Raw genomic sequence first — 23,574 nt, 5'->3', positions numbered from 1 at the left:
GGTTGCTTCGTATGGGCGCACATGTAAAGCTGTCTCCGCGCCGCTCCCTGGTCTGCAAACCGGAGTGGTTGTCCCGCAAGAAGCCCGGTCGGCCGGCGTCGCCTGTCGGTCGGCCGGGTGCGTCAACCTGCCCGCCACCTGCGACAACAGTCGACCGGCGGCGGGTGCCATCTCCACGCGTACGGGAGGCAACGTCCGGTGACACCCGACCCCCGCCCCACCCCGACCGTCCCACCACCACCCACCCGGCAGCGCCCGGCCGGCAACCAGCGATCCGCGACCTACTACACCCGGTACGCCCGCAGCCGCGTCGTCGAGGCGCAACGCACCATCGACAGTCACACCACCTCGGCGTACACCGGCTGTTGTCTCGGCTGTGGACGGCCCGGACCGTGCGCGGACCTGGCCGAAGCCGAAGCGACGATGCACCGCTACCACCGGCTGCCGTTCCGCCGACCCGGCGCGACCCTGCTCGACCCGAGCCGGATCGCCGACACCCCCGACCGGCCCCGTTTCGCCTGGCTGAGGAGGTCGGCGTGACCGCCACCGACGACACCGCCCACGGCGGCACCACCGCCGCCGCCGACACCGGCAGCCCCGACGGCGAAGCGTTGCGGGTCGCCGCCGACACCGTCGCCTCCCTGCGTACGGCATGCCTCGCCCTGGAAGCCGCCGTCACCTACGCCGGGGAACATCTCGCCGGAGCCCGGCACCCCGACGCCCGTACCGTCCTCGACCGCTACGCCGACGCCCTCACCGAAGCCTGGGAGGCGTACGGCGACGTGCACGACGCCGTCACCGACGCCCGGCCACACCTGCCCGGAGCCGCGCCGGTCGGCGTCGCCGCCATCCTGCACGGCCTGCGTACCGCCCGCCACCAGGCCCAACACGCGGCCGTGACCATCCTGGAAAGCCGGCACCGGATCGGCGTCGCCGCCGACCGGCTCCGCCACAGCGACGACCCCCGCGCCCAGGCCGCCGGCAACCGGCTGCGCGCCGCGCTCGCCCACACCGACCAACTCGGCGCCGGCCTCGCCATCGGCACCCGGGCCATCGACCGCTACCTCGACGCTCTCGACACCGGGCAGGACCCGCCGCAGCGGCGACGACAACGCCTCGCCCGGCAACACCCCATCACCACCGCCGGCCCGGACCGGCAACCCCCACCCGAGGTACGGCGTATCGGCACCCGGGCCGCCGCCGCGCTGGTCGCCGCCCACCGCGACCGCATCCACTTCCGCACCTCCTGGCAGCAGCTACGCCAAGGCTTCTGGGACAACACCAAACGCACCTGGAGACTGTGGTGACCAGCCCACCCGCCGCCGCCCTCACCCACCTGATCGCCGGGCAGACCGGCGCACACGAACGCCAGCTGGCCCGCTTCGACGACACCCAGTGGCAGGAATACCTCGACCTGCTCAGCGGGCTGTTCGTGCTCGCCGTCGACCGGCGCTTCCGCAACGGCGACCCGGCGGCCGTGATCCGCTTCGTCGCCAGCGTCCGGGAACGCTTCGACCCGGCCGGCACCACCATCGACGCGACCGTGGCCGAAACGTTGATGCACGCCGCGCTCGGCGCACACGACACCCTGCCGGCCACCGCCGAAACCATCGCCGCGCAGACCATGCTCGTCGTCGCCCTGATCAACGACGAAGGACTCAGCCCCACCGGCCTGACACAGCTGCTCGACGAAACCGCCGAGATGCTGGCCGCCACGGCGGCCGTCACCGTCGCCGTATCGGAACCGCCCGCGGTCGACGGCCGTCCCGACCAGCCAGCCGACGCTACCCCGGACGACCGGCCGGCGATTCCGTCCTGAGCAGCGCGGCGATCGCCGACTCGACAGCGGCGGCGTCCACCGGCTCGCCGATCGCGAAATGCTGCAGCAGGACACCGTCGACGAAGACCGCGACCGCGTACGCCGCCCGGTCACCGGTGACCGGCGACAAGATGCGGCAGAGCCGGTCCCGCCAGGCGCGGGCCAGCGGGCGCAGCTCCGGACTGCGGGCCGCCGCCAGATACAACTCCAGCTCGGTCAACGCCCGGCCCCGGTCGGCCAGGTACTCCCCGATCAACCTGGCCAGCCGGGCCGGCAGGGCCGGCAGGTCGGTGCCGTCGCCGAGCCGCCCGGCCCAACGGTCCAACTCGGCGTCGACATCCGACTGCGCCTGCCGCAGCCCCGCCACGATCAGATCCGTCAATGTCGGGAAGTAGTAGGTGGTCGCCCCCAGTGGGACACCGGCGCGGGCGGCGACCGCCCGATGCGTCGTCCGGCCGATGCCGACCTCGGCGACCACTTCCAGCGTCGCCGCCGCCAACGCCTGACGCCGGCCCTCCGGATCCCGAGGCCGAACCGGCCGACGCGCCGCGCCGCGCTGGTCGGCGTGCGGGGCCGGCCCGGGGTGCGGGCCGGCGGGTGCGCTGGCGGGTGCGCTGGTGTGTGCGCTGCGGTCCGGGTCGGCGGTCAATGCGCACCACCCAGGTTGAGCACCACCACACCGGCGATGACCAGCCCGATCCCGGTCACCTTCGGCACCGTCAACGGCTCCCCCAGGAACGCCGCGCCAATCGCCGCGATCGCCGCCGTACCGAGGCCGGCCCACAACGCGTAGGCGACACCGACCGGGACGGTCTTCACCGCCTGGGCGAGACAGGCGAACGCGGTGACGTACGCCGCGACCAGGGCCAGCGTCGGCCACAGCCGAGTGAACCCGTGGGTCGACTTGAGCAGGCTCGTCCCGATCACCTCGGCGGTGATCGCGGCGGCGAGGAACACGTAGGCCATGACCCGAACTCCGTTCTTGTACAGACGTACATGTACGAACGTACAAGTCCTCGGGCGCGAACGACCACCACTGGTGGGCGAGGTCACCGGATCGGGGCGCACGTCAGCGGTCGGGCAGGCCGCTGCCACCCGGCGCGTGCCGCGAATACGCGGCGGTCAGGAACGGGCGATCAGGAACGCGGGCGATCAGGAACGCGGGGCGATCAGCTCGTCGACAGCGAGGCCCGCATCGGCGTACGGCACCGGGATGCGCTCCCCGTGGAGGTATTCCACCCGCGTCCGGTAACCGGGCCGGATGGGTCCGGTGTGCTCGTAGACCGCCCGCTGGGTCACCACCCAGTACACCGGGTAACCCGCTTGGCCGTACAGCCTGGTCTTGACGTTCAGATCCTGGATCATCGTCTCGTCGGCGACCTCGACCACCAGCAGCACATCGGCGGCGGCCCAGACCGACAGCCGCGAGCCGACCGTCCCGATCGGACTCGCGTCGATCCGACGCACCCAGCAGTCCGGGTCAGGCAGCGATTCGCCGGTCGGCAGGGTCGCGGTCGTCACCCGTACCCCGTCTCGCGGCAGCGTCGCCAGCAGCCGGCCGACCGTGTCACCATGCCAGGAACCGACCGCTACCGGCCAGATCGCCCCGTCGACCAGCTCCACCCGATGGTCGAACGCCCCCGCTTTCGATGCGCGCAGAAACTCGCTCTGGCTCCATCGATAGGCGAGCCTCGACTCGGTCATAGCTTAGAACGGGCCGATCTGGAGGAACACCAGCAGCAGCACCATCGAGACGGCGGCACCGAGATAGCTGATCAGGAACCCCAGCTTGGGAAACCGAGGACCGCCGTCGGTTTCCAGCCGGGACGTCCCCCACTTGCTGATCACGAAGTACGCGATGAAGAAGCCCATCGTTGGAAAGCCGGTGCAGGACCAGATCCACTTGGTGCTCTGGTCGACGGCGAGCGTCATCGGGTTGAGGAAGAACGTGAACTGCAGGACGGCGACGACGACGGCGAACCCCAGGTAGACGGCGACCGCCCGGCCCAGCGGCGACCAGCCGGGCAGCAGCGGCGGCCGGGCAGCCGCCTGCTCCGCCTCGTACGCCGCCGCGTCGGCCTCGTCGAGCTGCCGGCGGGCCGCCGCCAGCTCCTGCTCCGGATCCGGCGCGAGCCCGCCGGCCGCCGCCGGATCACCGGAGCCTGGCGCGTCCGAGACCGGCGCACCCGACGTTGGCGCACCGGACACCGGGACACCGGAGACCGGGGCACCCACCCCGGCAGCACTGCCGCCGGCCGGCTGCACCGCGCCGGCACCGCCGGCCGGCAACCGGATCCGCTGCTCACCGGTGGCCAACTCGGGACGGCGTGGCGGCGGCGGAAGCCCGGGTCGGCCCGGGGGCGACGAATGCGGCGCGGGCCACGGCTGACCGCCGCCGCCCGGCCCGGCACCGTAGCCGCCGGGCGGATGCTGCCCGTACCCGCCGGGCTGGTGCCCGTACCCGCCGAATTGCGACTGGCCAGGCTGAGGCTCGGGGGCCGGGGCGGCGACCAGCGGCGGCGGCGCGGCCGGCACCTGCTCCCCGGTCGCCTGGGCGATCGCCGCCAGCCGCTGCCACTGGGCGTAGAGCCGGTGACCGAGCTGATCGGCCAGGGCACCCAGCCGCTGGCTGCGGGTCGCGTGCTGCGCGGCGTCGGCCTGACCGGTGCGGTGCAGGTCGTGCAGGTGCCGGGCCAGCGCGGCGTACTCGTCGAATCCGCTGCTCACCGCGCTCAGCCTTCCTCGTCCAGTTCGCGGCCGGGCAACGCGAACGGCACGATCAGCCGGGTCCGCTGGTCGTGCCGGTCGATCAGCAGCGCCCGGTTGGGTCGCGGCCGGTACGCCAACTCGTGGGTGCCCAGGTAGGAGCCGAGTTCACCGCCGGGCACGTTCATCGCCACCAGGCAGGCCAGGTCGTCGCGGTTGTGTGAGCCGCCCAGGTCGTCGGCGAGCCGGCGCAACCCCCGCCACCACCCCAGCAGGTGTACGCCGTGGCCGGGTCCTTGCCGCAGCACCACCTGCAGGTCGTCCAGCCCCGACTTGTACATCTCGTCCTTCGCGCCGAGCACCCCGGCGGCGGCGTCCATCCCGAACACGACCAGGTACGTACGGCCGGCGGCAGGCGGCACCTGACTGATACTGCCGGCGGCAGGCGGCACCTGACCGGCGCTCCCGGCCGGCTCCGGCGCAGCCGTGTCCGGCTTGGCCAGCCGGCGCAGTTCCTCGCGCAGCTCGACGGCGGTCAGCCGGGTGATCGCGTGCCCGAGGGCGTGCAGCTCGTCGGCGGCCTCCTCGGCGACCTCGTCGGCCGACGCCACCAGCGGCGCGAACAGGAACCGGGCCTGGCCGGGCACCTCCTGCTTGGCCAGGCTGACCGTGGCGGCGTGCAGCACGTCGGCGGCGTGCCCGGTGGTGCCGACCACCGCCAGATGCCGGCCCGGGGTGGCGTCCAGCGCGAACACCGCCGAACTGAGATCCACGTCGACCTGCCGGCCGACCAGGGCGAGCGGACGCCGTCCGCCCGGCGCGAGGGACCGGAACGTCGGATCGTCGCGCAGGTGCGCCGCCTCGTAGCCTTTGAAGATCGCCGGCGGGCGGGAACCGGCGGCCCGCGACTGCCACAGCTCGTGGCGCAGCGCGCCGATCCGCCGCGCGCCGCCGTGCGCGTCCGGGAACCGGATAATCGTGTTGGCACCGGCGATACCGGCCGAAGGGTTGACGATCGCCTGCCCGATCGGCAGCCCACCGGCGGTGTGGTTGAGCGGGTCGAGGACCCCGTTGCCGCCGGGCAGCGCCACCCGCAGCGGGAACTGGCCGAAGATCGAGTCGGTCTTGCCGTACAACGCTTCGATGCCGGACATGCTCTGGCTGGCCAACACCAGGTGCACGCCGTACGAGCGGCCTTTGCGGGCCAGCTCCTCCAGCAGGGCGGCGGCTTCGCGGGCGACCGAGTCGTTGCCTTCGAACAGGACGTGGAACTCGTCGATCACGGCGACGGTACGCGGTGTCGGGGTGCCGTCGCGGGGCAGGTCGGCCAGCTTGGTCACGCCGTGGCGTTTCATCGCCGCCGCCCGCCGGTTCAGTTCGCGGCGCAGTTCCCGCAGGACGGCGACGCCGTACTCGCGGTCGGATTCGATGCCGACGGCGCGGGCGTGCGGGATCCACGACGGGTCCCGGCCGGTCGGCACGAACTCGGTGAAGCTGACCCCTTCCTTGAAGTCGAGCAGGTAGAGGGCCAGTTCGTCGGGTGAGTAGCGGGCCGCCAGGCCGTAGAGCAGGTCGAGGAGGAAGACGGTCTTGCCGGAGCCGGTCCGGCCGCCGACCAGCCAGTGCGGGGTGACGTCGTCGAAGGCGAGGATCGCCGGTTCGCGTCCGGCGCGGCCGACGACGGTGTGCAGGCCGTCGACGGACGTCTCGGTCCAGATCCGGGGCGGCAGCAGGTCGGCGAAGTCCAGCGCGGAGCCACGCCGGTGCAGGTCACCGAGGCGTTCGGCGAGGGCTTCCACGACCCGCGCCGGTGGGTCACCGTCCAATGCCACCGGTACGGCCAGACCGGTGCCGTCGGAGCTGAACGGTTGTCCGGGCGGGTCGCCGATCCAGCCCCGGTTGCCGTCCACCGTGACCTGGGTGGTGGCGCCGAGTGCGGGCGGCTGCACGCCGGTCCCGGCGGGCGGGTAGCCGGCGACGATGACGCAGACCCGGGCGGCGGCCCCGGCGTGGGTGAGCGCGGCGAGGCGCATCAGGTCGGCGCGGTTGTCGGGTAGCGCGCCCGCCACCACGACCAGCAGTTCGGTGCCGGCGGCCCCGCCGCCGACTCCGCCGCTGTGGTCGCCGCCGGTGCGGCCCTGAGCGGTACGGACGTGCTGGTCGGCGTCGTCGAGCAGGGTCTTCGTTTCGGCGTCGGTGCTGGCCGGGGCGCCCAGCGCGGCGGCTTCGACCAGTGGGCGCAGCGGCAGGAAGGTGGCGCCCATCGAGCTGGTGTCCAGGGCGATGACCCGGACCGTCCCGGGTGGAGCGGCGGCGAGCAGCCGGACCACCAGGCTGCGCAGCAGCGCGGCGACCCTGGGTTGGCGGGCGTCGGCGTCGATGGCCAGGTGCGCGCCGGCGCCGAGCGGCACCAGGGCGGGAAAGTCAACGGCCGGGGCGGTCGGCGTGGCCGGGGCGGTCGGCGCGGCCGCTGCGGTCAGCGCGGCGGGCCGGGCCATGCCGAGTCGGACCGGGGCCGGGCCGGCGGCCGGGTCCTGTACGGAGCCGGTGGCACCGGTGGTCAACGCTTCGCCGACCCGACGGAGCCGGCTGGTGACGTCGGTGAGGTCGGGCGGCGGGGGCGGTGCCGCGTCGGCGATGGCTCGGCGGGCCGCGCCGAGGTGGGTGATCGCCTGCCGGTGTGCGGTGATCGCGCGGCGCAACGCGGTGCCGAAACTCATCGTGCCACCCCCGGCAGTGCTCCGCCTGCCCGTGGCAGTGCCCCGCACCGGGCCCAGCACCGGTCCTTCACCCGCACCCCCACCTGCTTCCGGGTAGCCGGGAAAACACTATCCGAATCGGCCGTGCGCTGTTGACCCGGCCTCGCCCGGACCCGCCCGGCACACCCCGGCCCGTCCCGGCACGGCGTCGCCGCATGATCGATCGCAACGAGCCCGTACAGCAGCCAGCTTCGGTGGCAAATTCATATCATGACCCAACACATGGCGATTTGCCTATTGCACTTGACCCGGCGATTTGCTTAACAATTGTGGCAAGGTGGCAAACCTTGCTGTGTCAACCCCTCGGCAGTCGCGCTCCAGACACTTGCGGTAATCGACCGGTGATTTATAGTGATGGTGCCTTGCCGTCCATTGCGCCAACATGATCGTTGGCACCGCAACACGGATCGGAGACACCATGCCCTTATCAGCGGCCGATCTTGCCGTGCTCGGGGAAACCCCGATCACGATCCGATCGACAGCGTTCCCGAACGTCTATCTCCGCCTTGACGGTCGAGGGGTCACCTCCCAGACCGCGAATGGCGGCGGACTGGTCAACTGCCAGTTCAGCGCCGGCACACCCGGCCCGTACGAAAGGTTCAAGATTCGTCGACAGGCCGACGGCACCTACTCGTTCGAGTCGGCCGCCTTTCCCAACGTGTGGCTCCGGATGGATAGCCGGGGTGTCGCTGCGCAGGTCACGGGCGGCGGCGGTCTGGTCAACGCCCAGTTCAACGCCAACGGCGGTTCCGCCGAGAAGTTCCGGCTGCACACCCACGCGGGCGACGCGTTCTCCTTCGAGTCGACCCTCACCTCGAACGTGTTTCTCCGGATGGACGGCACCGGCGTGACCTCGTCCACCGACAACGGCGGCGGGCGCGTCAACTGTCAGTTCAACGCTAATGGCGGAATCCACGAGAAGTTCGTCATCTCGATGATCGACCAGCGGCTCGATTTCGCCATGCAGCGCCAGGAGCAGGACATGTGGTGCTGGTCGGCGGCCACCGTGAGCGTCGCGGCCTACTACGACCCGAACACCCCCTGGACCCAGTGCACCCTCGCCGACGCGGAGCTAAACCGGAACGACTGCTGCGTAGCTCCGGGCGTGGTGTCGCCCGGCAACCAGGGGCGCTGGCCGGACACGGCGATGCAGCGTGTCGGCGTCCTGCGTCAACGAGAGAACCGGGCCTTGACTCCCGCCGAGATCGGCGCCGAGATGGCCAACTCGGCCCCGATCGAATTGAATACGTCCTGGCGGGGCGGCGGCGGCCATATCCTGGCGATACGCGGACGCTTTTTCCTCGACGGTGAGGAGTACGTCAGTGTGGCGGACCCGTGGTACGGGGACTCCGACGTCTCGTACCGCACCTTCCGCGACGGATATCAGGGCAGCGGGACCTGGAACGTCAGTTACAAGACCCAGCGCTAGGAGATAGACATGCCACTCGAAATGCCCGATCCGCCGAGCGGCGTACGCGACCGGATCCGGTCGAGGATGCGCACGTTCGCCGACGCCTCGAAATTCTCGACCAAGGCACTACGCAACGCCCGGAAAGATCAGCTCGAGTTGTCCACTCCGCACCGGATCTACGTGCTGGGTCTCGACGACATCATCGCCGGCAACGGGCTGGACAGCGCACAGCCGGTTGGCTGGCGTTACCTGATCGAGGAAGCCGGACAACCCATCGCCAGCGCGGAGACCGCTGCCGCGCCGGACGGCACCGAACAGATGTCGCAGTTCACCGAAGGGCCGTTCGTCGCGTCCACCGACAAGGCTCTCAAGGGTCTCCTCAACCTGGCCGCGCTCAAGACCGGCCGATTCGAGCTGCGCCTGCTACGGGTCCCCGCCCTGTACGTGATGGCGTTGTGGCTGCACCTGCCCAGGAGAGACCTGATCATTCCACTGGAACCCTCGCCGGTCGGTAAGGAAGATCGCGTGGTCCCGGCGGACGAATTCCTGAGTGACCTGGCCGAAAAGGCCAGCACGATGATCCCGCCCGATCAGTCGGAGGCACCGGGGGCGACGCCCGGCCCCTGACGCGAGCCGGTGAGGTAGTTCCGGTCCCCGGAGTACGACCGGGGACCGGATCGCCGCTGCCTGGACGGCAGACGGCGGCGGCGAGTCACCTGCAGCCCGAAATGCGCCTAGTATCCGTAACGAGAGTGTCACGACAACTGCCGGAAGTGCGGTCGATGCGACCTGGCGACGACGAACAGCACGGCGATCACCGCGAGAACCGGGACGATACGGAACGCGACGACACGTTGCGCCGGTTCGCCGATCGGCTCGACAAGCCGATGGGCGTCCTGGGTGTCCTGTTCCTGCTGCTGGTGGTCGGCCAGTTCGTCACCACGCACCCCACGATGTCCGCCGTGCTCACCGGCGCGAGTTGGCTGCTGTGGGCCGTCTTCGTCGCCGAGTTCTCGCTACGCGCCTGGCTGGCCCGGCACCACCCCGGCCGGTTCTGGCGTCGCAACTGGTGGCAGGTGATCTTCCTGCTCATCCCGGCGCTGAGATTCGCCAGAGTGGCGCTCGCGCTGCGTACGGCCCGGGCCGGCGCGGTGGTCACAGCGGCCGTACGGGGGTCGCGGTCCGCCGGCCGGCTGCTCACCGATCGTCTCGCCTGGCTGTTCGTGGTGACGGTGACGCTCATCCTCGCCGCCGGGCAGCTGCTCGTGGTCGCCGGCTCCTACCCGAGCTACGTGCAGGCTCTGCACGACGTCACTCTCACCACGATCACCGGTCAGCGGATGGTCGCCCAGGACCCGTTCGCCCAGGGCCTGGAACTGATCCTGGCCGCCTATTCGGTCGTCGTCTTCGGCACCTTGGCCGGCGCCCTGGGTGCCTACTTCCTCAGCAACAAGCCGACCTCCGCCGACGCCGACGCCGACGGCAACGGCAACGGCAACGGCAACGGCAACGGCAACGGCAACGGCGACTCCGATACGGGCGCTGCCGACCGCCGCGAGGCTGGCCGCTCCCGGGCGGCAGACTGAGCCGACGGACGGTGCTGCCCCGCCCCGGAGCCAACGTCGTGGTCCTGGAGCCGATGTCGTTTTGGCGGTGATCCCGTAGGGGGATCATGATCCCCCTACGGGATCACCGCCCACCGCATATTGGTGTCCGGGCGCGCGATCGAAGCGGGCTGGCCGCCTCCGCTCGACGCGGTCGAAGCGTGGCCGGTCCCCGATCGCGCGAGGTCGGGGACCGGCCCGGTCAGCCGGTGACCGTGGTGAGCGCGGCCAGGTAGCCGTCGCGGTAGCCGGCGGCGTTGGGGTGGTAGGCGGCGATCAACGCCGAGAAGTCGTTGATCCACGGGCTGGCCGCGCAGACTCCGTGTCCGGCGAACTGCGGTCGGGTGTCCACGAAGGTCGCGCCGGCGGCCGCCGCCCGCGCCGCGGTGACGTCGGCGAGCAGGTCGGCGGCGTCGTTGATGATGGCCCGCTTGGTCAGGCTCATGCTCAGCAGCCCGCAGTAGCGGACCTCGTCGAACAGGCGCGGGTAGCCGAGCACGATCAGCCGGGCGTTGGGTGCCCGCTGCGTGATCGCGGCATAGGTGGCGTCCAGCCGGCCCGGCAGCTGGCTGGTGGCGAACTGCTCGGCCCGGTCGACCGCGCTCGCGCACGACGACTCGCTGCCCAGCCGGCAGTTGAGCACGACGTCGGCGAACCCGGCGTCGTTGCCGCCGATCGTGATGGTGACCATCGTGGTGGTGGCGCTCAACGACGACAGCTGCCGGTTGATCACGTCGGAGGTGACCGCTCCGCCGCAGGCCGGGAAGCGGAAGCTGGCCGGCGAGTTGGCGGCCGCCCACAGTGGGGCGTACGAGCGGTTGCTGCGCAGACAGGTCGTGCCGTCGTAGGGTCCGGCACCGACACCGGAGGAGAAGGAGTCGCCGAGGGCGACGTAGTGCACCGCTTGTGCGGCCTGCGCCGGGGCGGCGACCGCGAGGGCACCGGCGCCGACGGCACCGAGGGTGACGGCTAGCGCGAGGGCAGCGCGAGCCAGGGGACGAAGGATCATGGACGGACCTCACGAAGGATGGGGGATCCTCGTGGCCGCGCGCGTGGCCGTGGGAAGCAACGGTTGTTACTAGCCGGTAATTCTATCGAAACATCTACATGTCGGGAAGAGGAAAGCCCTGCTGGAGACCAGCAGATCTCCAGCAGGGCCGTACCCCGACGAGGCGGAACGCGAAAACGACGGCGACCGCGAAACGACGCCGACCGCGAAAACGGTCAGCGGGCCTAGCGGGCCCCGCAGGATCAGCGGGCGACGAGTGGCTGCATCGTCGGGGTCACCGGGGCCGGCAACTCCCCCACCCCGCCCAGGTACGAGTGGATCGCGGCCGCCGCCGCCCGCCCCTCGGCGATCGCCCACACGATCAGCGACGCGCCCCGATGCATGTCACCGGCGACGAATACCCCCTTGGTGGCGGTCTGCCACTGCCCGTCGGAGTCGATCGCACCCCGCCGGTTACGGGTCAGCCGCAACTGCTCCAGCAGCGGCTGGGGCTCGGTGCCCTCGAATCCGATCGCCAGCAGCACCAGGTCCGCCGGCAACTCCCGCTCCGAGCCCGGCACCACCGTCAGGATCCGCTGCCCGTCGACCTTGGTCACGGTCACCTCGGCGATCCGTACGGCGCGCACCGCGCCCGTACCGTCGTCGACGAACTCCTGCACCGCGACGGCGAAGACCCGTTCGCCGCCCTCCTCGTGGGCCGGGTATTCGCGCAGGATCCACGGCCAGGTGGGCCACGGGTCCCGGGCCTCGTCCCGGGCCGACGGCGGCTCCGGGTAGAGATCCAGCTGGTAGACGCCGGCGGCGCCCTGCCGGTGGGCGACCCCCAGGCAGTCGGCGGCGGTGTCACCGCCACCGATGATCACCACGTGCTTGCCGGCGGCGTCGATCGCCGGACGACCGACCGCGACCCCGTCCACGTGCGACAGGCTGTCGTCGGCCGGTGGCTCCACCGCCACCACCCCGGCCGCCTCGGCCGACCGGGCCTGCGCGGCGGCCTGCGCCACCACCCGGTTGGCGGCGACCAGGTGATCCATCGCCAGGTGCACCCCGCGCAGCGCCCGCCCCGGCGTGGCCGGGGTGTCCCGACCGGCCAGCGCGCCGCAGGCCAGCAGCACCGCGTCGTGGTCGGCCCGCAACTGCTCGGCGGTCACGTCGGCACCGACGTCGACCCCGGTGCGGAACTGGACCCCCTCGGCGGCCAACTGGTCCAGCCGGCGGTCGATGTGTTCCTTTTCCAGCTTGAAGTCGGGGATGCCGTAGCGCATCAGCCCGCCGATCGCGTCGTCGCGTTCGAAGACGGTGACCGCGTGCCCGGCCCGCGCAAGCTGCTGGGCGGCGGCCAGCCCGGCCGGTCCGGAGCCGACCACGGCGACCCGCTTGCCCGACGGCTCCGGCACCACCTGCGGGGTCACCAGACCGGCGCCGAACGCCCGGTTGATGATCTCGACCTCGACCTGCTTGATGGTGACCGGCGCGCCACCGGCGATGCCAAGGACGCAGGCCGCCTCGCAGGGCGCCGGGCAGAGCCGGCCGGTGAACTCCGGGAAGTTGTTGGTGGCGTGCAGCGACTCGATGGCCGCCGCCCAGCCACCCGTACGGACCAGGTCGTTCCAGTCCGGGATGCGGTTGCCCAGCGGGCAGCCGTCGTGGCAGAACGGGATCCCGCAGTCCATGCAGCGGGTCGCCTGCTCACGGATCAGTTCGTCGGTCGCCGGTGGGTAGACCTCACGCCAGTCGGAGATCCGTACCGGCACGGGGCGGCGCTCTGGCAGCCGCCGCGACAACCGCAGGAATCCGGTCGGGTCAGGCACGAGCCACCTCCATGACGGCCTCATCCACGTCACGGCCGGCGGCTTCGGCGGCCCGCATCGCTTCCAACACCCGCTTGTAGTCGCGGGGCACCACGGCGGTGAACTCCTCCACCGCTTCCGGCCAGCGCTTGAGCAGCGCCTCGGCCACCGCCGAGTCGGTTTCGGCGAAGTGCCGTTCGACCAGGTCGCGCAGCAGCACCTCAGCCTCGGCCGACACCGGCTCCAGGTCGACCAGTTCGCGGTTGACCCGCTCGGTGTCCAGCCGCCACAGGTACGCCGTACCGCCGGACATGCCGGCGGCGAAGTTGCGTCCGGTCGGCCCGAGTACGACGACCGTACCGCCGGTCATGTATTCGCAGCCGTGGTCGCCGACGCCCTCGACCACGGTGACCGCGCCGGAGTTGCGCACCGCGAACCGTTCACCGACCCGGCCACGCAGGAACAGCTCACCGGCGGTGGCCCCGTACAGGATGGTGTTGCCGGCGATGATCTGTTCCTCGGCGCCGACCCCGCCGGGGGCGGCGAACGGCGCGGCCGCGTCCGGGCGGACGATCAGCCGGCCGCCGGACAGGCCCTTGCCGACGTAGTCGTTGGCATCGCCGTGCAGCCGCATCGTCACCCCGCGCGGCAGGAACGCCCCGAACGACTGCCCGGCGGTGCCGGTCAGGGTGAACACGATGGTGTCGTCGGGCAGCCCGGCGCCGCCGGCCCGGCGGGTCACCTCGCCGCCGAGCATCGCGCCGACGCTGCGGTGCTCGTTGCGCACCGCGACCGCCGCCCGCACCGGGGTCCGGTCGGTCAACGCCGGCGCGGCCAACGCGATCAGGGTGTTGTCCAGCGCCTTGTCCAGGCCATGGTCCTGGGCGCGGACGCCGCGCAGCGACGCCCCGGCCGGCAGGGTCGGCACGTGCAGTACCGCCGACAGGTCCAGCCCTTTGGCCTTCCAGTGGTCCACCGCCGGGGCGGTGTCGAGCAGGTCGGCGCGGCCGATCGCCTCGTCGATGCTGCGGAAACCCAGCTCGGCCAGGTAGCCGCGGACCTCCTCGGCGAGGAACAGGAAGAAGTTCTCCACGAACTCCGGCTTGCCGGTGAAGCGTTCCCGCAGCACCGGGTTCTGGGTGGCGATGCCGACCGGGCAGGTGTCCAGGTGGCAGACCCGCATCATCACGCAGCCCTCGACGATCAGCGGGGCGGTGGCGAAGCCGTACTCCTCGGCGCCGAGCAGCGCCGCGACCAGCACGTCCCGGCCGGTCTTGAGTTGGCCGTCGACCTGGACGGTGACCCGGTCGCGCAGCTTGTTGAGCAGCAGCGTCTGCTGGGTCTCGGCCAGGCCCAGCTCCCACGGGGTGCCGGCGTGCTTGAGCGAGTTGAGCGGAGACGCACCGGTGCCGCCGTCGTGGCCGGAGATCAGGATGACGTCGGCCTTGAGCTTGGCGACGCCGGCGGCGATGGTGCCGACGCCGATCTCGCTGACCAGCTTGACGTGTACCCGGGCGGCTGGGTTGACGCACTTGAGGTCGTGGACCAGTTGGGCCAGATCCTCGATGGAGTAGATGTCGTGGTGCGGCGGCGGGGAGATCAGCCCGACGCCGGGGGTGGCGTGCCGGGTCTTGGCGATCCACGGCCACACCTTGTTGCCGGGCAGTTGGCCGCCTTCGCCGGGCTTGGCGCCCTGGGCCATCTTGATCTGCAGGTCGTCGGCGTTGACCAGGTATTCGCTGGTGACACCGAACCGGCCGGAGGCGATCTGCTTGACCGCCGAACGCCGGGTCGGGTCGTAGAGCCGGTCGACGTCCTCGCCGCCCTCACCGGTGTTGGACCGCCCACCGAGCCGGTTCATCGCGATGGCGAGGGTTTCGTGGGCCTCGGCGGAGATCGAGCCGTAGCTCATCGCCCCGGTGGAGAAGCGTTTGACGATCTCGCTGGCCGGTTCGACCTCGTCCAGCGGGACCGGTTCGCGTACGCCGGTGCGCAGGGTGAACAGTCCGCGCAGCGAGCCGGCCTGTGCGGCCAGGTCGTCGACGGTGGCGGTGTAGCGGCGGAACACGTCGTACTGCCCGGAGCGGGTGGCGTGCTGCAGCAGGAACACCGTCTCCGGGTTGAACAGGTGCAGTTCGCCTTCCCGCCGCCACTGGTATTCGCCGCCGACGTCGAGGCGGCGGTGCGAGCGTTCGGCGCTGTTGGCCGGGTAGGCGCGGGCGTGCCGGGCGGCGATCTCGGCGTGGACGCCGGCGAGGCCGACGCCGCCGACCGTGCTGGGGGTGCCGGCGAAGTAGCGCTGGACCAGTCGCGGTTCCAGGCCGACGGCTTCGAAGACCATCGCCCCGCAGTACGAGGAGACCGTCGAGATGCCCATCTTGGACATGATCTTGAGGACGCCCTTGCCGAGCGCCTTGACGTAGTTGCGGATCGCCTCGGTCGAGGTGATGCCGGCCAGCGCGCCGGTGGCGATCAGATCCTCGACCGATTCGAACGCCAGGTACGGGTTGACCGCCGCCGCACCGTAGCCGATCAGCACGGCCGCGTGGTGCACCTCGCGGCAGTCACCGCTCTCGACGACCAGCGCCACCTGGGTACGGGTCTGCTCGCGGACCAGGTGCTGGTGCACTGCGGCGGTGAGCAGCAGCGACGGGATCGGCGCCAGGTCCATCGTGGAGTCCCGGTCGGAGAGCACGAAGATCCGTACGCCGTCCTCGATCGCCTCCGACACGTGCCGGCAGATCTCGGTGAGCCGGGCCTTGATGCCGTGCGCGCCGTCGCGCAACGGGTAGAGCCCGGAGACCCGGACCGCCTTGAAGCCGGGCAGGTCGCCGTCCTCGTCCACCGACAGGATCTTGGCCAGCTCGTCGTTGTCGATGATCGGGTACGGCAGCACGATCTGCCGGCACGAGGCCGGTCCCGGGTCGAGCAGGTTGCCTTCCGGGCCGATGGTGGACTGCAGGCTGGTCACCATCTCCTCCCGGATGGCGTCCAGCGGCGGGTTGGTGACCTGGGCGAACAGCTGGTGGAAGTAGTCGAACAGCAGCCGGGGCCGGGTGGACAGCGGCGAGATCGGGGTGTCGGTGCCCATCGACCCGAGCGGCTCGATGCCCTTGCGGGCCATCGGCGCGACCAGGATCTTGAGCTCCTCCTCGGTGTAGCCGAAGGTTTGCTGGCGGCGCTGCACCGAGTCGTGGGCGTAGACGATGTGGTCGCGTTCGGGCAGGTCCCGCAGCTCGATCAGGCCGGCGTGCAGCCAGTCGCCGTACGGCCGGGCGGCGGCCAACTCGGCCTTGATCTCCTCGTCTTCGACGATGCGCCCACCGACGGTGTCGACCAGGAACATCCGCCCGGGGCGCAGCCGACCCTTGGCGACCACCGTCGCCGGGTCGAGGTCGAGCACGCCGGCCTCGCTGCCCAGCACCACCAGGCCGTCGCTGGTACGCCACCAGCGGCCGGGACGCAGCCCGTTGCGGTCCAGCACCGCGCCGACGAGGTCGCCGTCGGTGAAGGCGACCGACGCCGGGCCGTCCCAGGGTTCCATCAGGCTGGCGTGGAAGCGGTAGAAGGCCCGCTTCGCCGGGTCCATCCCGGGGTCGTTCTCCCAGGCTTCCGGGATCATCATCAGTACGGCGTGCGGCAGGCTGCGCCCGGCCAGGTGCAGCAGTTCGAGGACCTCGTCGAAGTTGGCCGAGTCGGACGCCTGCGGGGTGCAGACCGGGAACAGCCGGCGGATGTTGCCCGGAATGTTCCCGGTGGCCAGCAGCGCCTCGCGGGCGTTCATCCAGTTCTTGTTGCCCCGGATGGTGTTGATCTCGCCGTTGTGGGCGATGAACCGGTACGGGTGGGCCAGCGGCCAGGACGGGAACGTGTTGGTGGAGAAGCGGGAGTGCACCAGGGCGATGGCGCTGGCGACCCGCTCGTCGCGCAGGTCCGGGAAGAACTCCGGCAGCTGGTCCGGGGTGAGCATGCCCTTGTAGACCATGGTCCGGCCGGACAGCGACGGGAAGTAGGCGGTGACGCCGCGTTCGCTGCTCTCCCGCTCGGCCTGCTTGCGCACGCAGAAGGCGACCCGGTCGAGGTCGAGCCCGCTCAGCGGGGTGCCGGCCGGGCCGGCGGTGGAGTCGGTGAGCCGGTGGGCGGCCAGGAAGAGTTGCCGGATGTGGGGGCGGGCGGCGTCGGCGGTCTCGCCGAGACCGTCCGGCTCCACCGGTACGTCCCGCCAGCCGAGCACCTCGGCGCCTTCGACCAGGGCGTACTTTTCGATCACCCGGCGGGCGCGCGCCTCGTCGTCGGGATCGGTGGGCAGGAAGACCAGCCCGGTGGCGTACTGCCCGGCCGGCGGCAGGTCGAAGTCGACAACGGCCCGGAAGAAGGCGTCCGGGACCTGGATCATGATGCCGGCGCCGTCGCCGGTGTTCTGCTCCGCGCCCCGGGCACCCCGGTGGTCCAGCCGGCAGAGCGCGGACAGGCCCTTGGCGACCACGTCGTGCGAGCGGCGGCCGTTCAGGTCGGCCACGAAGGCGACGCCGCAGGCGTCATGCTCGTGCGCCGGGTCGTAGAGACCCTGCGCCCCGCCGGCCGGCACGGTGTGACCGGCGCTCGGCCCGGTCTGGGCGGTGCTCGCCCCGTCGTGGGCGGCAGGCGGCCCGTCTGGGGCGGTCTGCGGCAGGGAGAGGTGCGATCCCTGCGGGTACGGAAGAACCACCGGGCCTCCTGTCGTCACTCGCATGAACAGATTCGGGACGACGTCGGCCCTGGAGAGTTTATCGAGTCTACGTGAATGGCCAGCGGGCGCCACCAGTGCGATTTGATCACACGTCCACAATCTGGGAGCTGTAGTCTCACCCGGTGGCCAACCAGGAGAACGAACTCCTCGATCGGCTGGACCGGTTCTGCGATGCCGTACCGCGTTCTGCCGCCCGCCCCGAAGAGCTGGGCAATTATGTGCTTTTCGTCCGGGAAGGGGTGGACGGCTGGCCGTTCTACGCTCGCCCCCGCCGAGGTGCGAGCGCGCCGCCGGCCGCCGCCGACATCACCACGGTACGCGCTCGACAGCGGGAGCTCGGCGTTCCCGAGTCCTTCGAGTGGATCCACGAGGTCAGACCGGATCTGCTGGCGATCGTCCGGTCGGCCGGACTCGGCGTACACCAGGCACCGCTGATGGTGCTCGACCCGGCGCGACTGCCGCCGGCAGACCAGTTCCCCGACGTGTCGGTGCGGCTCCTCGACCCCACTTCGTCCCGTTTCGCCAATGATGTCGCCGCCTGGTACCAGATCACCCGGGACTCGTTCGGCGCGACGGCGAACACCTCCGGCACCCTGCCGACCGTCGGCACCCCCACCCCCGAGCTTGTTACAGTGACATTTCCCACTGTCGACAGTGGTGGTGATCGCGACCAGGCCGGATCCCCGGCGTCCGTCGGCGGACCCGCGACGGCGACTGCGGATCCGACACCGTCGACGAGTGATCCCAGCGGAGATCCGATCGAGCAGGAACGGCTCACCGTCGGCTCCGGCGCCCGCGCCATCGCACTGGGCAGCCTCACCGGCGACGGGACCGCCGACCTCGCCGCGCCGGTGGCCACCGGCGCGGCCAACCGGGTCGACGACGTCGCCGAGATCGTCGGAGTCGGCACCCTGCCGGCGGCCCGCCGCCGAGGGCTCGGCGCGGCGGTCACCACGGCACTCGCCCGCCACGCCCTCGACCACGGGGTCGCGCTGGTGTTCCTGGCCGCCGGCGATGACAACGCCGCCGTGATCTACCACCGGCTGGGCTTCCGCCGGGTCGGCACCGCCTGCGTCGCCGAACCCGGCGCCAACCCCTGACCGCTACGACGCCGGCGGATGCCACTGGGCGGTGGTCGCCGCCACACTGCCCATCAGGCGCGCGCTGATCGTGCCCAGCGCGGCGTCGCGGGCCCGCAGCGCCAACCGGCCCCGGGTCTGCAGCACCGCCGCCATCCGCCGGGTCTGGCGCACCATCGTCACCGCCCGGGGGTGGCGCAACCGGTGGTACGCCTCCACCCCAGCGGACAGCTGCGGTCCCGGTACCGCGTCGCGGACCAGGGCACACAGCGTCGCCGCGTCCTCGAACGCCAGGCACGCGCCCTGGCCGAGGTGGTGCGGCATGGCGTGCGCCGCGTCACCGAGCAGGACCACCCCACCCGGCCCGGCCGCAAACCCGTACACCGGGGGCAACGGCCGAAGCTCGCGGATCTCCCGTTGGATCAGGTCGTCGGGTTCGGTGGCGGCCAGCAACTCCCCCACCGGGCTCGGCCAGCCGGCGAACCAGCGGCGCAGCAACGTCAACTGGGTGGCCGGCGGCTCCGGCCGGGACGCACCGGCGGCCGTCGCGACCCAGTACACGCCACCCCGGCTCGACGCTCCCGCCGACCCTCGCTCGCCCAGCGACGCGGCGACGAAGCGGTAGCCGGCCCCGAGCACCTCACCGGTCACCGGCTGATCCGTCGGCAGCGCCGGCACCCGATACCACGGGATCACCGCCCGCCATGCCGCGCAGCCGGAACTCACCACCGTGCTGCCCGGCGCGAGCGCCCGCCGCAGCACGCTGTCCGCGCCGTCGGCGGCCACCACCAGATCGGCCTCGACCACCCCACGCCCGGTGCCCACCGCCGGGCGGTCGCCGGCGCTCAGCGGACGCAGCGTCCGGACCGTCACACCGGTACGGATCTCCACCTGCTGGCCGAGGCCGGCGATCAACGCGTCGTGCAGGTCTTCCCGGTGCACCACCACCGGGGCGCGGTCGGCCGCGATCGGGCGTGGCTGCACCAGCCACTGGCCGTCCGGGCGGCGTACCCCGGAATCGGGCAGCGCGGTGGCGATGGCGGCCAGCCCGTCGCCGAGCCCGAGCGCCCGCAACGCCCGGATGCCGTTGGGCCACAGCACCAGGGCGGTGCCGTCGGACCGGATCCGGTCCGATCGTTCCAGCAGCGTCACCCGCCAGCCGGTACGGGCCAACGCGCCCGCGGCCGCCAGACCACCGATCCCGGCCCCTACCACGACGGCTGTCCGCATCCGCGTGCCTCCCTGGGTTGATGGTCGGTTCAGCCGCCCGGCCGGCCGTCGGTCACCGGTCGACGCGGCCGTCGCTCGACGTGGTCGCCGTCGACGGCGCCGTGGTGTCGGGTTCGGCCGGCTCCGCGCCCGCCGAGGCAGTGGCCCTCGGACCGGTGTCCGGTGGCGACACCGCCGGGTCGGCGACCGCCGCCGGGTCGTCGACCGCCGCCGGGTCGTCGGCGACCGGTGCGGTGCCGCTGTCGGTGGCCGATCCCGCGTCGGTGGGCAGCGACCCGGTCCGTTCGTACTCCCGGAACCGCTCCTCGGTGACGGCCAGGTAGCCCCCCACGTCCTGCCCCGCCTCCGGGCGGCTGGTCCCCGAGACGTCGACCTGGGACACGTCGGCCGCCGCGTCGGCCGCCGCCGCGCCCGAGTCAGCGACGGAGCCGCCGCCGGCCCCGCCAGCGACGGCCGGTGGCACCGGCTTGCCGGCCGCGTCGACCGGGATCAGGAACTGCTGCGGACCCCGGACCCGGACGAGGTAGACCAGCGCACCGAGGAAGACCAGCACCGAGGTCCACACGTTGAGCCGCGCACCGAGGATCTCGTTGGCGGTGTCGGTGCGCATCATCTCGATCCAGAACCGCCCAGCGGTGTACCCCATCACGTACAGGGCGAAGGCCCGACCCGCGCCGAGCTTCCAGCGCCGTTCGGCCAGGATCACCAGTGCCGCGACGCCGACGTTCCAGAGCGCCTCGTACAGGAAGACCGGATGGTAGAGCCCCGGCTCCAACACCGGGTTGCCCTCCGGGTCGCGCAACGCCTGGCCGGGGTTGGCGCGGTCCATCTGGTGTACCTGCAGACCCCACGGCACGGTGGTCGGCCCGCCGTACAGCTCGTTGTTGAACCAGTTGCCGAACCGCCCGACCGCCTGCGCCAGCGGCAGCCCGGGGGCGAGCGCGTCGGCGACGACGGTCAACGGGATGCCCAGCTGCCGGGCGGCCAACCAGGCCCCGACCGCGCCACCGGCGACCGCGCCCCAGATGCCGAGACCGCCCTGCCAGATGTAGAACGCCTCGATCGGGTTCCCGTCGGCACCGAAGTACGCCTGCGGGGAGGTGATGACGTGGTAGATCCGGGCACCGAGGATGCCGAACGGCACCGCCCAGATGGCGATGTCGAGCACCGCCCACGGTCGGGCACCGCGCTGGCGGAGCCGGTATTCGGTGACCGCGCAGGCCACCACGATGCCGGCGACGATGCAGAGCGCGTACGCCCGGATGGGAAGCGGACCGAGTTGCCAGACAGCGGAGGCCGGGCTGGGGATCGCGGCGAGTGTCACGGGTGCACACGCTACCGTCGCGGTCAGATATCTCGGCACCCCGGTCCGGGTTGCGGCAGGCGTGTCTCGCGGCGATCAACCGACCGCCGCCCGGACGATCTAGCGACTCACGTCGCGCACACCGGTGGCGAGTTCCGCGCTGAGTCGCCGCAGCGCGGTGATCCCGGCCGGCAGATCGGCGGCGTCGAGCAGGCAGCGGATCAACGCGCTGCCGACGATCACCCCGTCGGCGAACGAGCCGACCTCGGCGGCCTGGGCGCCGGTGCCGACCCCGAGACCGACCCCGACCGGCAGATCGGTGACCGCCCGCAGCCGGCCCACCAGGGTCGGCGCCGCGTTCGACGTTTGCTCCCGGGCACCGGTGACACCCATCAGCGCCGTGGCGTAGACGAAGCCCCGGCAGTGCCGCACGGTCATCGCCAGTCGGGCGTCGGTCGACGACGGCGAGACCAGGAACGTACGGTCCAGCCCGTACGCGTCGGAGGCGGCCAACCACTCGTCGGCCTCGTCCGGGATCAGGTCAGGGGTGATCAGCCCGGTGCCGCCGGCCGCGGCGAGGTCGCGGGCGAAGGCGTCCACGCCGTACCGTTCGATCGGGTTCCAGTAGGTCATGGTGACCACCGGGGCACCGGACTCGGCGACCGCCTCGATGATCCGCAACGCGTCGGCGGTACGTACCCCGCCGGCCAGGGCGATGTCGCTGGCCTTCTGGATGACCGGGCCGTCCATCACCGGATCGGAGTAGGGCAGCTCGACCTCGATCACGTCCACGCCGGCGTCGACCATCGCCCGCATCACGGTGATGCTGTCCGGCACCGTCGGAAACCCGGCCGGCATGCAGCCGACGAGGACGGCCCGGCCCTCGGCGCGGGCCTTGTCGAACGCGACCGCGATGCTCATCAATCCTGCCCGTCGAGAATGCCGAAGTAGCCGCCGGCGGTGTGCACGTCCTTGTCGCCACGACCGGAGAGGTTGACCACGATGGTGGGCTCGCGGCCCAACTCGGCGGTCAGTTCCGGGATGACCGCCGCGACGCCGGCCAGGGCGTGCGCGCTCTCGATAGCCGGGATGATCCCCTCGGTCCGGCAGAGCAGCTGGAAGGCCGCCATCGCCTCGTCGTCGGTGACCGGACGGTACTGGGCCCGGCCGGTGTCGTGCAGCCAGGCGTGTTCCGGTCCGACCGCCGGATAGTCGAGCCCGGCCGAGATCGAGTGCGAGTCCAGGGTCTGCCCGTCGGCGTCCTGCAACAGGTAGGTGCGGGCACCGTGCAGCACCCCGGACGAACCACCGGTGATGCTGGCCGCGTGCCGGCCGGTCGCCACCCCGTCGCCGCCGGCTTCGAACCCGTACAGCCGCACGTCGGGGTCACCGACGAAGGCGTGGAAGACGCCGATCGCGTTGGAGCCGCCGCCGACGCAGGCCGCGACCGCGTCCGGCAGTCCGCCGTAGGCGTCCAGGCACTGCTGGCGGGCTTCGTCGCCGATGCCCCGGACGAAGTCGCGGACCATCTCCGGGAACGGGTGCGGCCCGGCGGCGGTGCCGATCAGATAATGGGTACGGTCGACGCTGGCGACCCAGTCCCGCAGGGCCTCGTTGAGGGCGTCCTTGAGGGTGCGTGATCCGGTGGTGACCGGCACGACGGTCGCGCCCAGCATCCGCATCCGGGCCACGTTGAGTGCCTGCCGCTCGGTGTCCACCTCACCCATGTAGACCACGCACTCCAGGTCCAGTAGCGCGGCGGCCGTGGCGCTGGCCACCCCGTGCTGACCGGCTCCGGTCTCGGCGATGATCCGTGGCTTGCCCATCCGGCGGGTGAGCAGTGCCTGACCGAGGACGTTGCGCACCTTGTGCGCCCCGGTGTGGTTGAGGTCCTCCCGCTTGAGCAGCACCCGGGCACCGAGTTCGGCGGAGAGCCGCTCGGCGTGGTACAGCATCGACGGCGTACCGGCGTAGTCGCGCAACAGCCGGGCGAACTCGGCCCGGAAGCCGTCGTCCGCCATCGCCTGCCGGTACGCGGTGTCCAACTCGTCGAGGGCGGCGATCAGCGCCTCGGGGACGAACCGGCCGCCGTAGCGGCCGAAGTGTCCGGTCTCGTCGGGCAGCGGCATGGCCTC

Annotated in this window: 19 protein-coding genes; 7 read left to right on the top strand and 12 right to left on the bottom strand. The window is 71.9% G+C overall.

Annotation, left to right across the window (positions count from 1 at the left end):
* Positions 1 to 198 precede the first annotated feature (198 nt).
* Genes O7632_RS15085 through O7632_RS15075 form a run of 3 tightly spaced genes read left to right on the top strand, consistent with a single transcriptional unit; the run spans position 199 to position 1,819 of the window.
* Positions 199 to 540: a hypothetical protein gene (locus O7632_RS15085; protein WP_278114971.1), complete on the top strand. Its 342-nt coding sequence runs from the start codon at positions 199 to 201 to the stop codon at positions 538 to 540.
* Positions 537 to 1,307, top strand: coding sequence for a hypothetical protein (locus O7632_RS15080; protein WP_278114970.1), 771 nt, complete (start codon positions 537 to 539; stop codon positions 1,305 to 1,307). The genes O7632_RS15085 and O7632_RS15080 overlap by 4 nt, the downstream gene beginning before the upstream one ends.
* Positions 1,304 to 1,819, top strand: coding sequence for a hypothetical protein (locus O7632_RS15075; RefSeq protein WP_278114968.1), 516 nt, complete (start codon positions 1,304 to 1,306; stop codon positions 1,817 to 1,819). The genes O7632_RS15080 and O7632_RS15075 overlap by 4 nt, the downstream gene beginning before the upstream one ends.
* On the opposite strand, the gene O7632_RS15070 is transcribed toward O7632_RS15075, so the two are convergent.
* The 5 genes from O7632_RS15070 to O7632_RS15050 all read right to left on the bottom strand — a co-directional run bounded on the left by O7632_RS15070 (position 1,785) and on the right by O7632_RS15050 (position 7,245).
* The gene (locus tag O7632_RS15070; RefSeq protein WP_278114966.1) at positions 1,785 to 2,468 is read right to left on the bottom strand and encodes a TetR family transcriptional regulator; all 684 of its coding nucleotides are present in this window, start codon (positions 2,466 to 2,468) and stop codon (positions 1,785 to 1,787) included. The genes O7632_RS15075 and O7632_RS15070 overlap by 35 nt on opposite strands.
* Positions 2,465 to 2,785 carry a multidrug efflux SMR transporter gene (locus O7632_RS15065; protein ID WP_278114965.1) on the bottom strand — a complete coding sequence of 107 codons (321 nt, stop codon included), beginning with the start codon at positions 2,783 to 2,785 and terminating at the stop codon, positions 2,465 to 2,467. The genes O7632_RS15070 and O7632_RS15065 overlap by 4 nt, the downstream gene beginning before the upstream one ends.
* A 186-nt stretch (positions 2,786 to 2,971) precedes the next feature.
* Positions 2,972 to 3,523, bottom strand: a complete 552-nt coding sequence (locus O7632_RS15060; RefSeq protein WP_278114964.1) for a Uma2 family endonuclease — start codon at positions 3,521 to 3,523, stop codon at positions 2,972 to 2,974.
* Positions 3,524 to 3,526: 3 nt separating this feature from the next.
* The gene (locus O7632_RS15055) at positions 3,527 to 4,546 is read right to left on the bottom strand and encodes a hypothetical protein (RefSeq protein ID WP_278114963.1); all 1,020 of its coding nucleotides are present in this window, start codon (positions 4,544 to 4,546) and stop codon (positions 3,527 to 3,529) included.
* Between the two features lie 5 nt (positions 4,547 to 4,551).
* The gene (locus O7632_RS15050) at positions 4,552 to 7,245 is read right to left on the bottom strand and encodes an FtsK/SpoIIIE domain-containing protein (RefSeq protein ID WP_278114962.1); all 2,694 of its coding nucleotides are present in this window, start codon (positions 7,243 to 7,245) and stop codon (positions 4,552 to 4,554) included.
* Between the two features lie 421 nt (positions 7,246 to 7,666).
* Between O7632_RS15050 and O7632_RS15045 the strand changes: the two genes are divergently transcribed.
* The 3 genes from O7632_RS15045 (at position 7,667) to O7632_RS15035 (ending at position 10,281) form a co-directional block, all read left to right on the top strand.
* Positions 7,667 to 8,713, top strand: a complete 1,047-nt coding sequence (locus tag O7632_RS15045) for a papain-like cysteine protease family protein (protein ID WP_278114961.1) — start codon at positions 7,667 to 7,669, stop codon at positions 8,711 to 8,713.
* Positions 8,714 to 8,722: 9 nt separating this feature from the next.
* Positions 8,723 to 9,322 carry a hypothetical protein gene (locus tag O7632_RS15040; RefSeq protein ID WP_278114959.1) on the top strand — a complete coding sequence of 200 codons (600 nt, stop codon included), beginning with the start codon at positions 8,723 to 8,725 and terminating at the stop codon, positions 9,320 to 9,322.
* A gap of 155 nt (positions 9,323 to 9,477) precedes the next feature.
* A complete protein-coding gene (locus O7632_RS15035) occupies positions 9,478 to 10,281 on the top strand; it encodes a hypothetical protein (RefSeq protein ID WP_278114957.1) in 804 nt (267 codons plus the stop codon).
* A 220-nt stretch (positions 10,282 to 10,501) separates the two neighbouring features.
* On the opposite strand, the gene O7632_RS15030 is transcribed toward O7632_RS15035, so the two are convergent.
* The 3 genes from O7632_RS15030 to gltB form a co-directional block, all read right to left on the bottom strand.
* Positions 10,502 to 11,308 carry an SGNH/GDSL hydrolase family protein gene (locus O7632_RS15030; protein WP_278114955.1) on the bottom strand — a complete coding sequence of 269 codons (807 nt, stop codon included), beginning with the start codon at positions 11,306 to 11,308 and terminating at the stop codon, positions 10,502 to 10,504.
* 242 nt (positions 11,309 to 11,550) lie between these two features.
* Positions 11,551 to 13,119, bottom strand: a complete 1,569-nt coding sequence (locus O7632_RS15025; RefSeq protein WP_278114953.1) for a glutamate synthase subunit beta — start codon at positions 13,117 to 13,119, stop codon at positions 11,551 to 11,553.
* Positions 13,112 to 17,686: a glutamate synthase large subunit gene (gltB, locus tag O7632_RS15020; RefSeq protein WP_278120061.1), complete on the bottom strand. Its 4,575-nt coding sequence runs from the start codon at positions 17,684 to 17,686 to the stop codon at positions 13,112 to 13,114. Before gltB ends, O7632_RS15025 begins: the two co-directional genes overlap by 8 nt.
* Before the next feature lie 263 nt (positions 17,687 to 17,949).
* Here gltB and O7632_RS15015 point away from each other — a divergent pair, with 263 nt between their 5' ends.
* Entirely contained in the window at positions 17,950 to 18,927 is a 978-nt protein-coding gene (locus O7632_RS15015) for a GNAT family N-acetyltransferase (RefSeq protein ID WP_278114952.1), read from the top strand.
* A gap of 3 nt (positions 18,928 to 18,930) precedes the next feature.
* Here the strand turns inward: O7632_RS15015 and O7632_RS15010 are convergent, their stop codons facing one another.
* From O7632_RS15010 to trpB, 4 genes are read right to left on the bottom strand one after another with little or no spacing between them, the layout of a single operon-like run.
* Entirely contained in the window at positions 18,931 to 20,136 is a 1,206-nt protein-coding gene (locus O7632_RS15010; protein ID WP_278114951.1) for an NAD(P)/FAD-dependent oxidoreductase, read from the bottom strand.
* 52 nt (positions 20,137 to 20,188) lie between these two features.
* Positions 20,189 to 21,499 (bottom strand): prolipoprotein diacylglyceryl transferase, encoded by a 1,311-nt coding sequence (gene lgt / locus O7632_RS15005; RefSeq protein WP_278114949.1) that lies wholly within the window; start codon positions 21,497 to 21,499, stop codon positions 20,189 to 20,191.
* Positions 21,500 to 21,559: 60 nt separating this feature from the next.
* Positions 21,560 to 22,363: a tryptophan synthase subunit alpha gene (gene trpA / locus O7632_RS15000; RefSeq protein ID WP_278114947.1), complete on the bottom strand. Its 804-nt coding sequence runs from the start codon at positions 22,361 to 22,363 to the stop codon at positions 21,560 to 21,562.
* Entirely contained in the window at positions 22,360 to 23,568 is a 1,209-nt protein-coding gene (gene trpB, locus O7632_RS14995; protein ID WP_278120059.1) for a tryptophan synthase subunit beta, read from the bottom strand. The genes trpA and trpB overlap by 4 nt, the downstream gene beginning before the upstream one ends.
* Positions 23,569 to 23,574 lie beyond the last annotated feature (6 nt).

The sequence above is a fragment of the Solwaraspora sp. WMMD406 genome (assembly GCF_029626025.1).
In the GTDB taxonomy this organism is placed as follows: domain Bacteria; phylum Actinomycetota; class Actinomycetes; order Mycobacteriales; family Micromonosporaceae; genus Micromonospora_E.
This window is presented reverse-complemented; position numbering and strand designations above follow the sequence as displayed.

What these genes read in the sequence shown, in the direction of transcription:
- O7632_RS15045 (WP_278114961.1), top strand. Translation starts at nt 7,667, where the DNA reads ATGATCGTTGGCACCGCAACACGGATCGGAGACACCATGCCCTTATCA.
- O7632_RS15060 (WP_278114964.1), bottom strand. Translation starts at nt 3,523, where the DNA reads ATGACCGAGTCGAGGCTCGCCTATCGATGGAGCCAGAGCGAGTTTCTG.
- O7632_RS15030 (WP_278114955.1), bottom strand. Translation starts at nt 11,308, where the DNA reads ATGATCCTTCGTCCCCTGGCTCGCGCTGCCCTCGCGCTAGCCGTCACC.
- trpB (WP_278120059.1), bottom strand. Translation starts at nt 23,568, where the DNA reads ATGCCGCTGCCCGACGAGACCGGACACTTCGGCCGCTACGGCGGCCGG.
- O7632_RS15050 (WP_278114962.1), bottom strand. Translation starts at nt 7,245, where the DNA reads ATGAGTTTCGGCACCGCGTTGCGCCGCGCGATCACCGCACACCGGCAG.
- O7632_RS15010 (WP_278114951.1), bottom strand. Translation starts at nt 20,136, where the DNA reads ATGCGGACAGCCGTCGTGGTAGGGGCCGGGATCGGTGGTCTGGCGGCC.
- O7632_RS15040 (WP_278114959.1), top strand. Translation starts at nt 8,723, where the DNA reads ATGCCACTCGAAATGCCCGATCCGCCGAGCGGCGTACGCGACCGGATC.
- O7632_RS15065 (WP_278114965.1), bottom strand. Translation starts at nt 2,785, where the DNA reads ATGGCCTACGTGTTCCTCGCCGCCGCGATCACCGCCGAGGTGATCGGG.
- O7632_RS15035 (WP_278114957.1), top strand. Translation starts at nt 9,478, where the DNA reads ATGCGACCTGGCGACGACGAACAGCACGGCGATCACCGCGAGAACCGG.